This is a genomic window from Kitasatospora sp. NPDC098652 (genome assembly GCF_044760155.1).
Classification (GTDB): domain Bacteria; phylum Actinomycetota; class Actinomycetes; order Streptomycetales; family Streptomycetaceae; genus Kitasatospora.
Genome location: NZ_JBIWAQ010000012.1, coordinates 220,389 through 237,493, shown reverse-complemented (window position 1 = coordinate 237,493; position 17,105 = coordinate 220,389). Strand labels below are relative to the sequence as shown.

General features: G+C 70.2%; 12 protein-coding genes. 8 read left to right on the top strand and 4 right to left on the bottom strand.

Annotated elements, in window-relative coordinates; all coding sequences use genetic code 11:
* Window positions 1-74: 74 nt before the first annotated feature.
* Window positions 75-1,229: a TniQ family protein gene (locus tag ACIQWA_RS25510; RefSeq protein ID WP_402486176.1), complete on the bottom strand. Its 1,155-nt coding sequence runs from the start codon at window positions 1,227-1,229 to the stop codon at window positions 75-77.
* A gap of 419 nt (window positions 1,230-1,648) precedes the next feature.
* On the opposite strand from ACIQWA_RS25510, the gene ACIQWA_RS25505 reads away from it, so the two are divergent.
* The 4 genes from ACIQWA_RS25505 to ACIQWA_RS25490 all read left to right on the top strand — a co-directional run bounded on the left by ACIQWA_RS25505 (window position 1,649) and on the right by ACIQWA_RS25490 (window position 10,315).
* Window positions 1,649-2,305, top strand: a complete 657-nt coding sequence (locus ACIQWA_RS25505) for an HAD family hydrolase (RefSeq protein ID WP_402486173.1) — start codon at window positions 1,649-1,651, stop codon at window positions 2,303-2,305.
* 163 nt (window positions 2,306-2,468) lie between these two features.
* Complete coding sequence (pruA, locus tag ACIQWA_RS25500; protein WP_402486252.1) at window positions 2,469-4,094, top strand: L-glutamate gamma-semialdehyde dehydrogenase; 1,626 nt, start codon at window positions 2,469-2,471, stop codon at window positions 4,092-4,094.
* 286 nt (window positions 4,095-4,380) lie between these two features.
* Complete coding sequence (locus ACIQWA_RS25495; protein WP_402486170.1) at window positions 4,381-9,327, top strand: NAD-glutamate dehydrogenase; 4,947 nt, start codon at window positions 4,381-4,383, stop codon at window positions 9,325-9,327.
* Between the two features lie 148 nt (window positions 9,328-9,475).
* A complete protein-coding gene (locus ACIQWA_RS25490; RefSeq protein WP_402486167.1) occupies window positions 9,476-10,315 on the top strand; it encodes a hypothetical protein in 840 nt (279 codons plus the stop codon).
* On the opposite strand, the gene ACIQWA_RS25485 is transcribed toward ACIQWA_RS25490, so the two are convergent.
* Window positions 10,302-11,174, bottom strand: coding sequence for a hypothetical protein (locus ACIQWA_RS25485; RefSeq protein ID WP_402486164.1), 873 nt, complete (start codon window positions 11,172-11,174; stop codon window positions 10,302-10,304). The two genes, ACIQWA_RS25490 and ACIQWA_RS25485, sit on opposite strands and share 14 nt — an antisense overlap.
* 147 nt (window positions 11,175-11,321) lie before the next feature.
* Window positions 11,322-12,620 carry a tetratricopeptide repeat protein gene (locus ACIQWA_RS25480; protein WP_402486249.1) on the bottom strand — a complete coding sequence of 433 codons (1,299 nt, stop codon included), beginning with the start codon at window positions 12,618-12,620 and terminating at the stop codon, window positions 11,322-11,324.
* Between the two features lie 195 nt (window positions 12,621-12,815).
* On the opposite strand from ACIQWA_RS25480, the gene ACIQWA_RS25475 reads away from it, so the two are divergent.
* The 3 genes from ACIQWA_RS25475 (at window position 12,816) to ACIQWA_RS25465 (ending at window position 14,871) form a co-directional block, all read left to right on the top strand.
* Window positions 12,816-13,238, top strand: a complete 423-nt coding sequence (locus ACIQWA_RS25475) for an ATP-binding protein (protein WP_402486161.1) — start codon at window positions 12,816-12,818, stop codon at window positions 13,236-13,238.
* 14 nt (window positions 13,239-13,252) lie between these two features.
* Window positions 13,253-13,825: a hypothetical protein gene (locus ACIQWA_RS25470; RefSeq protein WP_402486158.1), complete on the top strand. Its 573-nt coding sequence runs from the start codon at window positions 13,253-13,255 to the stop codon at window positions 13,823-13,825.
* Between the two features lie 77 nt (window positions 13,826-13,902).
* A complete protein-coding gene (locus ACIQWA_RS25465) occupies window positions 13,903-14,871 on the top strand; it encodes a hypothetical protein (protein WP_402486155.1) in 969 nt (322 codons plus the stop codon).
* Here the strand turns inward: ACIQWA_RS25465 and hemC are convergent.
* Window positions 14,868-15,794, bottom strand: a complete 927-nt coding sequence (hemC, locus tag ACIQWA_RS25460) for a hydroxymethylbilane synthase (RefSeq protein ID WP_402486152.1) — start codon at window positions 15,792-15,794, stop codon at window positions 14,868-14,870. The genes ACIQWA_RS25465 and hemC overlap by 4 nt on opposite strands.
* A 485-nt stretch (window positions 15,795-16,279) precedes the next feature.
* On the opposite strand from hemC, the gene ACIQWA_RS25455 reads away from it, so the two are divergent.
* The gene (locus tag ACIQWA_RS25455) at window positions 16,280-16,582 is read left to right on the top strand and encodes a hypothetical protein (protein ID WP_402486149.1); all 303 of its coding nucleotides are present in this window, start codon (window positions 16,280-16,282) and stop codon (window positions 16,580-16,582) included.
* The last annotated feature ends 523 nt before the right edge of the window (window positions 16,583-17,105 follow it).

Sequence of the window (17,105 nt, the reverse complement as noted above, 5' to 3'; positions counted from 1 at the left end):
TGTGCCGCCGGGCCCCATCTGCCGTTGGCCCACTACCGCGATGCTGGACCGTCTCATCCGGGGGTCGGCTCGCATCAGGGTGCGGTGTCCAGGCCGACCTCAGCGCGCGATACCTGGTCCGCAGCGAACTCCCGTGGGTTCACCACGGCCTGCATGACACGACTCAGCCGAGGGCCCGCTGCAGACCGGGCCACCGCCCAGCGCGGGTAAGGCCACCTGGCCTGACGTGCAGCTGTCGCCCGGCGTTGCAGCAACCCCAGGGCAAGAGCGACACCATGAGGATCATCCGCAAAGACGACCTTCGCGGCGATCCGGAACAAGGCCGCGAAAAGCAGCGGGTCGTGGATTCCCTGAGCTTCATCGGTGTTCTGCCGCCGGCGGCGTCCAGGCTCGTCGAACGCAGAGCACAGCTTGCGGAACGCCTTCTGTACCGAGCGGTCCGCGCCAGTGAGGACACCGGGACTCCCGGTGTACAACACGAGGAACGCCATTGCCCAAAGGTCGCAGAAGATCTGGTGAGCGTCAGCCTGGCTCTCCTCGTCCGGCGTGAGGAGGGCCAAGAGCCGCCTCTGCAGTGCGAGTAGCTCTGCGTCCTCAACGAGGAGAACTGGCAGATGGTCAATTTCCACGTCACAGCCTCGGCCGCGTTGAGGTTGGCCGTCGACTCTCAGCGACTGACCGCATAGGCCCTTGCCGAACCCCAAGCGGAACGGCTCGAACTGGGAGCCGCATCCCGGGCATTGAGATACGAGGTAACAGCGGTGTTTCGGGCAGAGAAACACCCATGGGAGATACCAGGAGGACGGCCATCGTCCCCAGTCCTCGACCAGGCAGCGTGGGCAGATGTTCACCGAGCCCGGATGCACCCACTCATCGTCGGAGCAGTATGCCGTGATGCTCGCACGGTCGAAGCGCACGGCGACGCGGCCCGGGTCGTTGAGAGCCGTCCACTTCTCCACGTTCAGGGGAGCCGGGCCGAGCCCAACCGACACTCCGAAGTGGCGACTCAGGGTCATTCCATCAATCTCTGCTGCCGTCAGTCCAGTTGCGGCTGCTACCCGGGAGGCTGCATCGGCGCCGATTCCGAACATCAGCAGACCGGAGGGCAGCAGATCGCGCGGGTTCCCTCCCTCGTGCAGCAGGCCGACCAATTCGGCGACCCGCCCTCGAGGAAGCCCCCAGTCCAGAGCCATGTAGTCCAGCCAGCTGAGAAGCGACTCGCCGGCCATCGGGAGGGGCACTGAAGGTAACCGGCGTGGCATCTCGGTGGCCGACCGCATTGCGGCACGAAGTAGAGGCAGATGTCCTGCATCCGCTGGAGGATTCACGGCACACAAGCATCGCAATTCAGTGCTGGGCGCTCCAAATGGCCGCGAAGCCCGGGAGTCACGGAGCTCTCGCAGAGTCACGGCATGGCGGCTGGTGAGCGGTCGGCCAGCGAAGACTATCCACAGGCCAAGGAGATCAAAGTGAGCCTGTCCAGCCGACTCCGCACCGGCCGGACCCCGACGGGCGGTGTTGCTCACAGTGACGATCTACGGCCTGCTGCAATGTTTCGTGCGGCACTGCAGAAAGGACTGCAATAAATCATGCACTACTGCACTCTTTGGTGCCGCTCGACATCGACATCGGGTTACCGTTTGACCCCGTGCGCACTCACATCGTTTGGGACTGGAACGGCACGCTCTTCCACGACATGGACGCCGTCCTCGGCGCGAGCAACGCCGCGTTCGCGACCATCGGCGTCGAGCCGATGACCCTGCAGCAGTACCGCGAGCAGTACGAGATCCCGATCCCCCGGTTCTACGAGCGGCTGCTCGGTCGGATGCCCTCCACGGAGGAGTGGCTGAAACTGGACGACGCCTTCCACGAGCGCTACGTCGAGCTCAGCCCGGCCTGCGGCCTGACCGAGGGTGTGCCCGAGCTGCTGGCGGCCTGGCGGGCGGCCGGGCACAGCCAGTCCCTGCTGTCGATGTACGAGCACGAGAAGCTCGTCCCGCTGGTCGACGCCTTCGGCCTGACCGGCAGCTTCCTGCGGGTGGACGGCCGCAGCGGCCCCTCCGGCGGCCAGAAGGCGCAGCAGCTGACCAGGCACCTGGCCGAGCTCGGCGAGCGGGTCGACCCGGCCCGTACGGTGCTGATCGGCGACGCCGCGGACGACGCCCTGGCGGCGCTGCAGGCGGGGGCCCACGCGGTGCTGTACACCGGGGGCTCGCACACCCGGGAGAAGCTGGAGCCGGTCGGCGTGCCGGTGGTGGACAGCCTGGCCGAGGCGGTCGAGCTGGCGGGCCAACTGGCGGGCTGAGGGGAGCCGGTCGAGCCGCCGGGCCGGCAGTCGGGCCGAGCCGCCGGGCCGGCGGACGTGGTGGGCGCCACGTCCGCCGTTGGCGTGTCTGGACGGGCGGAACCGCCCGGCCCTGGTCAGGCTGGAGTCGAACCCCAGCCGCCAGGACGGAGCCGCCATGCCCATCGACGCAGTCACCGAGGTGCCGACCCCGGTCAACGAGCCGGTGCGGACGTACGCGCCCGGCAGTCCGGAGCGGGACCGGCTGGTCCGGCGGCTGGACGAGCTGGCGGCCGAGCAGATCCCGCTGCCGATGACCATCGGCGGTGAGCAGCGGTTCGGCGGCGGCGAGCGGATCGAGGTCGTCCAGCCGCACCACCACGCCGCCAAGCTGGGCGTGCTCGGCAACGCCACCCGGGAGGACGCCCGGGCGGCGGTGGACGCGGCGCTGGCGGCTGGGCGGCAGTGGCGCTCGCTCTCCTTCGACGACCGGGCCGCGGTCTTCCTGCGGGCCGCCGATCTGCTGGCCGGGCCGTGGCGGGACACGCTCAACGCGGCGACCATGCTCGGCCAGTCCAAGACCGTGCAGCAGGCCGAGATCGACTCCGCCTGCGAGCTGATCGACTTCTGGCGGTTCAACGTCGGGTTCGCCCGGCAGGTCCTGGCGGAGCAGCCGGTCTCGTCCCCGGGGGTGTGGAACCGGGTCGACCACCGCCCGCTGGAAGGTTTCGTCTACGCGGTCACCCCGTTCAACTTCACCGCGATCGCCGGGAACCTGCCCACCGCCCCCGCGCTGATGGGCAACACCGTGGTCTGGAAGCCCGCGCCGACCCAGACCCTGGCCGCGTACCACCTGATGCGGCTGCTGGAGGCGGCCGGCCTGCCGCCCGGGGTGATCAACCTGGTCACCGGCGACGGCCTCCAGGTCTCCCCGGTGGTGCTCGCCGACCCGGCCTTCGCCGGGCTGCACTTCACCGGCTCGACCGCCACCTTCCAGTCGCTCTGGCAGAGCATCGGCGCGAACATCGGCGGCTACCGCACGTACCCGAGGATCGTCGGTGAGACCGGCGGCAAGGACTTCCTGCTGGCCCACCGCTCGGCCGACCCGGACATCCTGCGGACCGCGATGGTCCGCGGCGCCTTCGAGTACCAGGGCCAGAAGTGCTCGGCGCTCTCCCGCGCGTACCTGCCGCGCAGCCTCTGGCTAAGGATCAAGGACGACTTCCTGGCCGAGGTGGACGCCCTCACGGTGGGCGACGTCACCGACCTGTCGAACTTCATGGGCGCCCTGATCGACAAGCGCGCCTTCGAGAAGAACCGCACCGCGATCGAGCGGGCGAAGGCCGACCCGACCGTCGAGCTGGTGGCCGGCGGCCAGTACGACGACGCGATCGGCTGGTTCGTCCGGCCGACCGTGCTGGTCTCCTCGGACCACCGGGGCGAGATCTTCCGCACCGAGTACTTCGGGCCGATCCTGGCGGTCCACGTCTACGAGGACTCCCGCTGGGACGACGTGCTCGGCCGGGTCGACGCGGGCGCCCCGTACGGCCTCACCGGCGCGGTGATCGCCCAGGACCGCTACGCCATCGCCCAGGCCGTGGAGGAGCTGCGCTTCGCCGCCGGGAACTTCTACATCAACGACAAGCCCACCGGCGCGGTGGTCGGCCAGCAGCCCTTCGGCGGCTCCCGGGCCTCCGGGACCAACGACAAGGCGGGCGCCGCCCAGAACCTGCTGCGCTGGACCTCGGCCCGGGCGATCAAGGAGACCTTCGTCGCGCCCACCCGGCACGGTTACCCGCATATGGGCTGAAAGCGAACACGGCGCTCCGGTTTGGACATGGTGTCCAGGACGGACCCGACATCCTGCGGGTTTGCGCCTCCCTGTCCCTGTGCACCTTCGATTGATCCGGTTAGGCTGGCTGGCGTCGTCGGGTGGCTTGCAGGACGAACGTGTCGTCCTACCCGCTGGGAGGACGTTTCATGCGTGCCATGAGCCCCTTTCAGTCGGACGGTGCGGCAGGATTGCGAGCGACCCGTCGGTGTACACCCACACACCACCGAGTCACGCAACGGCGCGCGACAGGAGCCAAGAAGTCATGCAGACCAAGCTGGACGCAGCCAAGGCCGAACTGCTCAAGAAGGCAGCCGCAGCCGCTGAGAACAGCCAGGTGGGGGGAGCGGCGCCGGGGGAGGGTCTGAGCAACGGCGCTCTGACCGCGTACCTGCACCACTACTACCTCCACACCGCGCCCGAGGACCTGGTCGACCTCGACCCGGTCGACGTGTACGGCGCGGCCGCCTCCCACTACCGCCTGGGGCTCAAGCGCCCCCAGGGCACCGCCGAGGTGCGGGTCCACACCCCCTCGGTCGAGGAGAACGGCTGGTCCTGCGGCCACACCGTGGTCGAGGTCGTCACCGACGACATGCCCTTCCTGGTCGACTCCGTCACCAACGAGCTCTCCCGCCAGGACCGCGCGATCCACCTCGTCGTCCACCCCCAGCTGGTCGTCCGCCGTGACATCACCGGCAAGCTGCTGGAGATCCTGGACGTCGACGCCTGCTCCCGCAGCCAGGCCGCCGGCACCGAGTGGCCCGCCGACGCGACCGTCGAGTCGTGGATGCACGTCGAGATCGACCGCGAGACCGACCGCGACGACCTGCGCACCATCGAGACCAACCTGCGCCGCGTGCTCGGCGACGTCCGCGAGGTCGTCGAGGACTGGGGCAAGATGCGCGACAGCGCGCTGCGCCTGGCCGACGAGCTGGCCGAGCAGCCCCCGGCCGAGCTGCCCGAGCAGGAGGTCGGCGAGGCCTGGGAGCTGATGCGCTGGCTCGCCGACGACCACTTCACCTTCCTCGGCTACCGCGAGTACGACCTGGTCGAGCACGAGGGCGAGGAGGTCCTCAAGGCCGTCGCCGGGACCGGCCTCGGCATCCTGCGCTCCGACCCGCGCAGCCACGACGACCGCCACCACTCGGTCTCCGAGGCCTTCGGCCGGCTCTCCGCCCCGGTCCGCGCCAAGGCCCACGAGAAGAAGCTGCTCGTCCTGACCAAGGCCAACAGCCGCTCCACCGTGCACCGCCCGGCCTACCTCGACTACGTCGGCGTGAAGAAGTTCAACGCCGCCGGCGAGCCCATCGGCGAGCGCCGCTTCCTCGGCCTGTTCTCCTCCGCCGCCTACACCGAGTCGGTCACCCGCATCCCGGTCGTGCGCCGCAAGGTCCAGGAGGTGCTGGACGCGTCCGGCTTCTCCAGCGAGAGCCACGACGGCCGCGACCTGCTCCAGATCATGGAGACCTTCCCGCGCGACGAGATCTTCCAGACCTCGGCCGCCGAAGTGCTCTCCATCGCCACCAGCGTGCTCTACCTGCAGGAACGCCGTAAGCTGCGGCTCTTCCTGCGCCAGGACGAGTACGGGCGCTACTTCTCCGCCTTCATCTACCTGCCGCGCGACCGCTACACCACGCGCATCCGGCTGCTGCTCACCGACATCCTCAAGGAAGAGCTGAACGGCGCCACCATCGACTACACGGTGTACGCCACCGAGTCGGTGCTGACCCGCCTGCACTTCGTCGTCCGGGTCGCCCCCGGCACCGAGCTGCCCCGGCTCACCGACTCCGACATCGAGCGGATCGAGAACCGCCTGGCCGAGGCCGCCCGGTTCTGGATGGACGGCTTCCACGACCAGCTGCACATCGAGCTGGGCGAGGAGAAGGCCGCCGAGCTCGGCCACAAGTACGCCAACGCCTTCCCCGACGGCTACCGCGCCGACTTCCCGCCGCGCACCGCCGTCTCGGACATCAAGCAGATCGAGTCGCTGCACGGCGCGGGCGACTTCCGCCTCAACCTGTACCAGCCGGTCGGCGCGGGCGACGACGAGCGCCGCTTCAAGATCTACCGGGTCGGCGGCCCGATCTCGCTCACCGAGGTCCTGCCGGTGCTCCAGCGCCTGGGCGTCGAGGTCCTGGACGAGCACCCGTACGCGCTGCGCCGCTCCGACGGCACCACCGCGTGGGTGTACGACTTCGGCCTCAAGCTGCGCGAGGCCACCGAGCTCACCGACGAGGCCCGCGAGCGCTTCCAGGAGACCTTCGCGGCGACCTGGACCGGCAAGGCCGAGAACGACGGCTTCAACGAGCTGGTCCTCACCGCCGGGCTGAACTGGCGCCAGGCGATGGTGCTGCGCGCCTACGCCAAGTACCTGCGCCAGGCGGGCTCCACGTTCTCCCAGGACTACATGGAGGACGCGCTCCGCAACAACACCCACACCACCCGCCTGCTGGTCAACCTGTTCGAGGCCCGGCTCAGCCCCAGCCACCGCTCCGGCGCCCTGGAGCTGACCGAGGGCATCCTGGAGGAGCTGTCCGGCGCGCTCGACGAGGTCGCCTCGCTGGACGAGGACCGCATCCTGCGCTCCTTCCTGCACCTCATCAAGGCCACCCTGCGGACCAACTTCTTCCAGCACGACGGCTCCGGCGAGTGGCACTCCTACGTGTCGATGAAGTTCGACCCGCAGGCCATCCCGGACCTCCCGGCCCCGCGCCCGGCGTTCGAGATCTGGGTGTACTCGCCGCAGGTCGAGGGCGTGCACCTGCGCTTCGGCAAGGTCGCCCGCGGCGGTCTGCGCTGGTCCGACCGGCGCGAGGACTTCCGCACCGAGATCCTCGGCCTGGTCAAGGCCCAGATGGTCAAGAACACCGTCATCGTCCCGGTCGGCGCCAAGGGCGGCTTCGTCGCCAAGCAGCTGCCGGACCCGTCGGTGGACCGCGACGCCTGGCTGGCCGAGGGCGTCTCCTCGTACAAGACCTTCATCTCGGCGCTGCTCGACATCACCGACAACCTGGTGGCCGGCGAGGTCGTCCACCCGGCCGACGTGGTCCGCCACGACGAGGACGACACCTACCTGGTCGTCGCCGCCGACAAGGGCACCGCGACCTTCTCCGACATCGCCAACGGCGTCGCGGAGTCGTACGGCTTCTGGCTGGGCGACGCCTTCGCCTCCGGCGGCTCGGCCGGCTACGACCACAAGGGCATGGGCATCACCGCCCGCGGCGCCTGGGAGTCGGTCAAGCGCAACTTCCGCGAGCTGGGCCACGACACCCAGACCGAGGACTTCACCGTCGTCGGCATCGGCGACATGTCCGGTGACGTCTTCGGCAACGGCATGCTGCTCAGCGAGCACATCCGGCTGGTGGCGGCCTTCGACCACCGCCACATCTTCCTGGACCCGAGCCCGGACGCGGCCGTCTCGTACGCCGAGCGCCGCCGCCTGTTCGACCTGCCGCGCAGCTCCTGGGACGACTACGACAAGTCGCTGATCTCGGCCGGCGGCGGCGTGTTCCCGCGCAGCGCCAAGTCGATCCAGGTCAGCGCGCAGGTCCGGGCCGCCCTGGGCATCCAGGAGACCCGCCTCACCCCGGCCGAGCTGATGAAGGCCATCCTCCAGGCGCCGGTCGACCTGTTCTGGAACGGCGGCATCGGCACCTACGTCAAGGCCTCCACCGAGTCCAACGCCGAGGTCGGCGACAAGGCCAACGACGCCATCCGGGTCAACGGCGAGCAGGTCCGGGCCCGGGTCATCGGCGAGGGCGGCAACCTCGGCTGCACCCAGCTCGGCCGCATCGAGTACGCGGCCACCGGCGGCCCCGAGGGCACCGGCGGCTGGATCAACACCGATGCCATCGACAACTCGGCCGGTGTGGACACCTCGGACCACGAGGTCAACATCAAGATCCTGCTCAACCAGGTCGTCGCCGAGGGCGACATGACGGTCAAGCAGCGCAACGCCCTGCTCGCCGAGATGACCGACGAGGTCGGCCACCTGGTGCTGCGCAACAACTACGCGCAGAACGTCGTGCTGGCCAACGCCGTCGCCCAGGCGCACAGCATGGTCAACGTCCACGCCCGGATGATCAACCGCTTCGAGGCGGCCGGCCGGCTCGACCGCGGGCTGGAGTTCCTGCCCACCGAGCGCCAGATCCGCGAGCGCCAGCAGAGCGGCCGCGGGCTCTCCCAGCCCGAGCTGTCGGTGCTGCTCGCCTACACCAAGATCATCCTGGCCGACGAGCTGCTCGCCACCGACCTGCCGGACGACCCGTTCTTCCGCACCGCGCTGCACGAGTACTTCCCGAGCGCGCTGCGGGCGAGGTTCGCCGACGCGATCGACAACCACGCGCTGCGCCGCGAGATCATCACCACGCTGATCGTCAACGACACGATCAACCGCGGTGGCTGCACCTTCGCCTTCCGCCTGAAGGAGGAGACCGGCGCGACCTACGAGGAGATCGCCCGGACGCACACCGCCGCGCGGGCCGTCTTCGGCCTGGAGGAGATCTGGTCCGAGATCGAGGGCCTGGACAACAAGGTCCCGGCCCGGACCCAGACCAAGATGCGGCTGCACTCGCGGCGCCTGGTCGAGCGCGCCACCCGGTGGATGCTCAACAACCGCCGCCAGCCGCTCGACATCGCCGGCACCATCGAGTTCTTCCACGACCGGATCAACCAGGTCTGGGGCTCGCTGCCCAAGCCGCTCCGTGGCGAGGACCTGGCCTGGTTCGAGAAGATCCAGGGCGAGCTCGCCGCCGCCGGCGTGCCGGACGCGTTGGCCACCCGGATCGCCGGGCTGTCCTCGGTCTTCCCGACCCTGGACATCACCGAGGTCGCGGACCGCTCCGGCAAGGACGTCGCCGAGGTCGCCGAGCTGTACTACGACCTGGGCGACCGCCTGCAGATCTCGCACCTGCTCGACCGCATCATCGACCTGCCCCGCACCGACCGCTGGTCGTCGATGGCCCGGGCCGCGATCCGCGAGGACCTCTTCGCGGCGCACGCGGCGCTGACCGCCGACATCCTGGCCTGCGGCCCCGAGGGCGCCACCCCCGAGGAGCGCTACACCGCCTGGGCGGAGCTCAACTCCACCCTGCTGAACCGCGCCAGGGCCACCCTCGACGACATAAGGGGTTCGGACAACTACGAGCTGTCCAGCCTCTCGGTCGCGATGCGCGTCATCCGCACTCTGCTGCGCACCGGTTCGATGCGCTGACGGACGGCTGTTCCGGAAGGGCCCGCGTCCTCGGACGCGGGCCCGTCCGCGCTCTGCCGCATGCCCTTCCGTATGCCCTGGAAACCGATTGTGGGTCGTGGGCGCAGCTTCGGTACGGTGATCCACGAACGACTCAGGGGGGCACGACATGGGGAAGAACCGGGGACGGATCCGCGCGGTGGGCGTGGGCGTCTCGGTGGTGCTGCTGGTCGCCGGAGCGGCGGCCTGCGGCAACGACGACAAGGGCGACAAGAAGGACACGGCGAAGGCCGACTCCGCCGCCACGGCCTCGGCGGCGCCGACCTCCAAGGGGCCGGAGGCCTTCTCGGCGGCCGGCTACCGCGGCCTCAAGCCGGCGATGGCGAAGGACGCCGGACTGGCCACCGGCGCGCTGGAGACGGCGCCCGTCTCGCTGCTCGACGGCTGCACCGACTTCGTCTACAAGGGCGGCCCGGCACCGGACAAGACCCGGATGGACGCCGAGGCGGCCACCGAGGCCCGCTACAAGGACCTCAACGCCAAGGCGGACGCGGCCCGGGGCAAGTCCCCCGCCCCGGCGGGCACGCTGCCGCCCGGGGCCTCCGCGAAGGATGCCGCCGCGGCCGCCGCCGGTTCGGCCGCCGCCGCCAAGGACTCGGCCGCCACCGCCCAACTGATGGCGGACGCCACCCAGTCCATCGTGGACATGTGGACGGCCCGCGAGACCAGGGACAAGGCCTTCCTGGCCACCGGCCGGGCCTCCTTCGCCGCCACCGGCCTGCGCGAACTGGTCGCCCCGGCCGAGGCGAAGACCGCCGAGGGCATCGGCGTCGGCTCCTCCGTGGACGACCTCCAGCGGGCGTACGGCGGCAAGGGCCTCCAGCTGGCCAAGAGCGGCAAGTACGAGCTGCCGGTCGAGGGCCAGCAGGGCTGGAAGTACGAGTTCACCGTGGACGGCGGCAAGGTCGCCGGGATGGCCGTGGCCAACCGCGACATCAAGTGCACCTGACCGCCTGACCGCCCACTACGGCGGCACCCCGGTGCCCGCGCAACGCCGCGCGGGCCCGGGCGGCGCCGCTGGGTGTGGTGGCGGCGCCGTGGCCGACCGCGACGGTTCTGGTGGTGCCTAGTCCTGCGCACGGGCGGCAGATGCCGGGGCGGGGCACCGGATCGTGGCACTTGGCGCACTCGGCGTAGGACGGGGGCGGGGATGCCGTCCGCGGGGGTGGCAGCTTGCGTTGGAGCCGGTCGCGCAGGATCGCCATCGGGGAGTGCAGCGGCGAGGGCAGGCCGGGGAGCAGGGCGTGGGCCAACTCGGCCGCCGTGCTGCCGCGTTCCAGCCACTGGACGACGAGCGGTGCCAGCTGCTGCGCCTCGGCCTCGCCGAGGCGCAGCCGGGGTTCGGGGCGGATGGCGCGGAAGAGTGCGGCTACCGCCCTGCGGGTCTGCTCGTCCGCTCGCGTCAACTGGGCGGGGAGGGTGGGTACTTCTCCCGGGTTCTTTACTACAGGGCTGTCAGGCGGACCGGTCTCGGGCTCACCGGGGTCCGAGAAGCGGACACTCGGTGACGCCGGGCGCTGCGGAGTGTCGTACACGTGCACGTCGGTGCGGAGCGTGCCGTCGGGCATCCGGACCGTCTCGGCCCGGTAGTACCCGGCTTCCTTGAGCTCATTGAGCGCCCGGCGGACGGCGCCCCGCCCCTGCGGGCTGCTGTCGGCCATGCGCCGCCCGTCCTCGCGCCAGCCGTCGGGACGGGAGAGCAGGTCCGCGAGCAGGCCTCGGGCGGTGTAGCTGAGGCGACGGTCCTGGAGAAGGCCGTTCGGAAGTACGGTGAAACAGCGCGCATGGGCGCTACGATGAATCTGCATTGGGAGAGCTAGCTCCTGTGCCGGACCCCGGGGTGTTCCACCACCGCCGGGGTCTTCTCTGTTCTGTTGATGATGCGGAAAGTAGCATATCAACTACGCGGAGTGCCAAGCGTCGTGAAATCCGCCGGCCGTGGCCCGTGCCGCTGGTCAGATCCGGCGGCTGGTCGCCATGGGGCGGGCGCGTTCGAGGAGATCGCGCACGTGGGGGTTGCGACGGTGCGGTCGAGTTGCGGCGAGCATCGAGCGGAAGCGGTCGTCTGCCCGGCCGGACTGGACGGCCGGGTAGTCGTCCAGGGCGCGATTCCAGTTCTGGACTGCTTCCTCCAGTCGGCCGGCTTCGAGCTGCCATTCGGCGAGCATCGAACCGTGGCGTACGCGGGCCCGGCGGTACACGGCGGGCCGGACCTTCTCGGAGTGCTGGAGCGCGCGGATCGCTCCGTCTCGGTTCCCGAGTTCGTAGTTGACCTGGGCGACGTGGTACGAGAGCGAGGCGGGGTCGTAGGAGCCGTGGGCCTTGGCCTTGGACTCCGCCTGCTCCATGGCGACCTCGGCTTCGCGGAGCATGGCGAGTGCACCGGCGCGGTCGCCGGTCTGGGCGAGGGCATGCGCCTGCTGGCCGGCGAGGAAGGCCCTCATGCGGGGTCCGGCCTGCGGGGAGGCGGCCGAGGCGGCGTCTGCGAGTCGCAGGGCGGTACTGCCGTGGCCGAGGTCGACGGCCTGAACACTCATGCCGCGCAGGGTGGTGCAGTACGTGAGGTGGTCGCCCGCGTGCCCGGCCAGCTCCAGGGCCTTCATGTAGTAGCGCTGAGCCAGGGCATCGTGACGCTCGTCCATCGCCATGTAGCCGGTCAGGTAGCAGTGGTCGGCCGCAGCCGAGAGCATCGCCTCGCGGACGTGCTCGGTGGCATCCGCCTGGAGGTACGGGGCGATCGTGTTGACCAGGAACGAAGCGGCCATCGGTCGGGCCATTCGGCCACCGAACTGGTCGTCCAGGTCGCTGATCCGCTCGGTCATGGCGGCGACCGACTGGACCTCGGCCATGCCGATCCGCAGGTGTGGGGTGGTCCGCAACTTCTCGAAGCGGCCCACCAGGTCAGGCCAGCCCGGGATGGTGAGAGCCACCGAGTACAGACTGGCTGTGAGAACTCCGCGCCGGGATGGGTCCATATCGAGGCTCCCCAGATCGATCAGCCCTGCCACCGTATCCGTCGACTCGTCAACGGTGGTAGGCATGTTTCGAAATCCCGCCTCGACGGCGGTGATCGGCCGCTTGAGCCTCCGTGCGAGTGCCTCCAGGACCACCGGCAGGGCCTTCGCGGCCGGTGAAGTGCCGCCGAGCCAGTGTGAAACGGCCGAGGCGTCGTACGTGAGCCGTTGTCCGATCTCTGTGCCGGTCCGGTTGACCGCTCGCGCCAACTCGCCGTTGCCCCAGGCGGCTTCGGTCATCAGCGAAGCGAGCTTGCGGTTCGGTTCACGGTCGGATCGCACGACAGTTCCCCCTTGCGGGCAGGTTTCAAGGGTTTCAACTTCCCGACTCGGCTCGACCATAGCCGACGATGGGGCAGGAAGGTTGACTGTTCGTCATCGGTCAATCACCAGCAGTGGCGCACCTTTGGCCCTGCCTGCCCCTGAGGTACACCCATGCTCGCCTCCTGTCGCCCCCGTGCGTTCGCCGCTCGCCTCGACTCCCGTGCCGAATCCACCTCCCTGGCGCGGTACTTGCTCCGTGCGTATCTTGCGGGCCTGCCCTTCGGCGACCGCTACCGCGACGTCGGCGAGCTGCTCCTCGGGGAGCTCTTCGCGAATGCCGTCCAGCACTCCGGCGCGCCCGACGACTGCCTGATCGAGGTCCGGTTCGCCGTCGCCAACGGGCGTTTGCGGATCGAGGTGCACGACGCCGGGGCCGGGCGGCCCTCCGTCCTTTCCGCCACCCCGTGCGACGAGGACGGGCGTGGGCTGTTCCTCGTCAACGAGCTGGCCGAGCGCTGGGGTTGCTGCCCCCTGGCGGGCGGGATCGGCAAGTTCGTCTGGGCCCTGATCGCCCCTTCCCTTCTCACCGTCTGAGAGCGCGCCCTTCGATGCTGCCTCCGCTCCCCGCCCTCGCCCGGCACACCCTCGACCGCGGCCACACCCCCGCCGAGACCTACGCGATCCTGGCCCGCCGCACCGGCGAACCCCTGCCCGCCGCGCGCGCCGTCTGCCTCGCCCTCGCCATCCCCCACGCCGAGGCCACCATCCGCCTCAACGAGTGCTACGACGCCCTCCTCGCCAACCCCCGCCCGGGCACCGAGGCCGACACCGGCGAACTCCTCGAAGCCCTCGGCGTCTTCGACATCCCCAAGCCCCTCACCGCCACCGAACTCGCCGTCGTCGAGCACTTCCTGGCCGCCATCGACGCCATGGGCGGCATCCGCGCCGGCCACCAGCACGGCCTCGCCCGCTGGTTCACCACCGGCAACCTCACCGCCGCCTACCTCTCCCTCGCCGCCACCCGCCCCCTGCCCAGCACCGGCGACCCCGCCCGCTACTGGACCACCCTCGTCACCGCCGGCGAACTCCTCACCGCCGAACCCGCCCCCGACCCCCGTATCAGAACCGCCCTCACCCACTGCCGCAGCCGTGCGGCCACCCACGCCGCCACTACCGCGTAAGCACCAGAAGTCGACCCCACCGACTTCCTGTGCAGCACTCCCGGCTGGCGCCGCGCACCACGGATCGAGAGGACGAGATGACCACCACCCAGCACACCGCCGCACACGCCACCACTGGCCGGCTCCACGGCCGCCCGGCCGTCCGCAGTTTCCTGGAGGGCCCCGAGCTCACCGCGTCCGACCTGAGCATGGTCCTGCTTGTCCGGGAGGACGGCGAGGAGGCCGACCGGCCGATGCCGACCGTCACCGTCGCCGAGATCCCACAGGCCGTACGAGACCTGGCCGCCGTCGGCATCCGATCGGTGAAGGTGTTCGCCAACAGCCTGGAGCGGAACCCGCAGGCTTCCGGCGCCGTCGCGCTGGACTCCCTGATGGTGCGGGCCATCCGAGCCGTCAAGGACACCGAGCCCGGCATGGCCGTGATGACGGAGAACTGCCTGTGCGGGCACACCGACACCGGCGAATGCCACCTGACCGTGAACGGGCGGATCGACCTCGGCGCGACTGCCGTTCTGACCGCAGCCCAAGCTGTCATCCAGGCAGGGGCGGGCGCCGACATCGTCGGCCCGGCGGCCATGACCAGGGGCACGATCTGGACCGTGCGCCAGGCCCTGGACGAGGCCGGTCACCGCGACGTGGCGACCATGCCGCACCTGATCCTGGACTCTGCCCTCTACGAGGGCTACCGCACCACCATGCGGGCCACGCCGGCCTCCGGTGCCCGTCGCCCCTTCCAGATCAGCCCTCGCAGCCCAGCGAGCGCCGTCGACACCGGCCTCGCCTTCCTGGGCGAGGGGGCGGACATGCTGCTGCTGGAGCCCGGGATGCTGTCGGTGGACATCCTCGCCAGGCTCAAGCGCCGCACCCAGGCGCCGCTGATGCCGTTCTCCGTCTCCGGCGAGTACACGCACCTCGCTCCGTTCGACCCGGCCGCCGGACGCAGGGACTTCCGTCCGCTGCTGGAGGTGTTCACCATGCTCAAGCGGGCCGGGGCCGAGCGGATCATCACCTACGCGGCCCTTGGCCTGGCCCGCCTGCGGGCCTAAGCGGCGGGTCGGGCCTCCGCGAGGATGGCCTCCGCGCCCTGGTCCAGCAGGAGGCCGGCCACCTGCATGCCCAGCTTCTCCGGCTCGCACAGCGGGCCGGAGAGCCGGGCCTCCACCTGCCGCCTGCCGTCCACGGAGGTGACCTGCCCGTGCAGGGTCAGCACGTCGCTGTCGGCCTTGCCGAACGCGCCGACCGGCACCGAGCATCCGCCGTGGAGCTCGGCCAGCATCGCCCGCTCGGCCCGCACTTCGGCGTCGGTCACCGGGTCACCGGACCCGGCCAGGATCTGGCGGGCCAGCTCGTTGTCGTCCCTGATCTGGATGCCCAGGGCGCCCTGGCCGGGCGATGGTGGGAACTGCCCGATCGGCAGGATCTCGCTGATCTCCTCGCCGCGGCCGAGCCGCTTGATCCCGGCAGCTGCCAGGACCACCGCGTCCAACCGCTGCGTCGTGAGCTTGCCGAGCCGGGTCGGGACGTTACCCCGGATCTCCACCGGCACCAGGTCCGGGCGCAGGTACAGCAGTTGGGCGATCCGGCGCGACGCTGACGTGCCGATCCTGCCGCCGGGCGGGAGGTCGGCGAGGGTGCTGCCGCACAGGGCGTCGTGCACGTCGGCGCGGGTGGGTGGGGGCAGGAGGATCAGGCCGGGCGGGTTCGCGGTCGGCAGGTCCTTGAGCGAGTGCACGATCACGTCGACCTCGCCGGACAACAGTGCGTCCACCTGGTTCACGGAGAACGCCGAGCCGCCGCCGCGCTCCGACACGTCCCTGAGAGCGGACCTGCGGTCCTGGTCACCGGCTTCCGTGATCACCCGCTGCCGGAAGACCACGTCGGGGAAGCGCTCCCGCAGCGGCGCCAGGAACTCCCTGACCTGGGCCCGCGCCAGGTGACTGGCCCGCGACCCCACCACCAGTGTGCTCATACGCCAACTCCCGGCATCTGGTGAGATGTTGACCAGATGCTACCCGCCTCGAACGCGCCCGGTTTCCAACTGTATGTCGGAAACCCGGGAGGAGCCCTTCGTGCCGCATACCACCTGGACCATCCGCATTGGCGCCCGAACCCGGGCTCGTCAGGCAGTACCACCGGAATCCTGGCCCGTCACCCCGGGCGACTGAGAAACCATCAAACGCCTGCGGGCCGGGTAGGGACAGGGCGATCCTGTAGGCAGACGCAAGGCAGCTCAATAGGCTGTCTGGCCCTCACCGACGGCACCGCAGAGACGGGCCTCAGATGACCAACGACGCTCTACGAAGGCTTCGCCTCGGGCGAGAGTGGACCAGGGCGAGGTCGCGAGCCGGGCGAACGCCCGGCTCAAGGCCGCGACCGGACGTGAGTCGGCGATTGACGCGTGGTCCGCTCTGCACGACTGCACGCCGCACTGGCCGAGATGAGGAGAGCCCAAGCATGACCATCGAAGATGTGATCAAGGAAGCCGCAGCTCGAGGTATCGCGGGGCTCCCGGAGCCGTCCCGGCTCACCCACGTCCGGGTGTGGCCGGGCGCGTCGCAGTGGGTTGGGGAGGTCGGCGAGCCGCCCCACAACGAAACGGTGGGGGACGGCATGTTCGACACCAAGGACGAAGCCCAGGAAGCCGCGTTGAAGGCCGTTGCTAACGGTCGGGCCTTGCTGGTTGCCCTGCTTCCGGCGGACCTTGCGGCTATGGCTGCAGAGTGGCCGGAGCCGACCGTGGCCTCCTGGGACGTCTGACGGCTGTAGAGCGACCGGACCTTCACGTCGCAGGGACACATCTGATTCGGGGTACTCGTCCTCGCTGATCGAGTCGTTCCGCAGTAGGCCGGCCTTCGAGATCATCTCGAAGGCCGGCCCCATGTTTCCGTGCTTGCATTCCCTGCAGCGAAAAGAGGATTGATCAATCCTGACGGCGCCTGCTATCACTCCGCTCATGGCAAGGCGGTGGATATCGCTTTCTGGTTCCGGCGGCCCCGGCCAATTTTGGCGGGATGGAGGGCCTTGATGGGCTCCGGTTCCGGCGGCCCGGCCAATTTCGGCCCCAGTTGCGGGATGACTATGCAATCCCGCTACGGATGAGCCTGGCCCGTCTGGGGTCTGCGCAGGAAGTCGGTTCGGCCGACTTCCTGCGCAGGAGGCGTGGCGGGGGGGGGGGGGGGGGGCCCCCCCCCCCCGGCGGAGGGGGGGGCGGGGGGGGGGTGGGGGGGGGGGCCCGGGGCGGGGGACCCGCCCCCCCCCCCAACTGGTTAAACCCACCCGG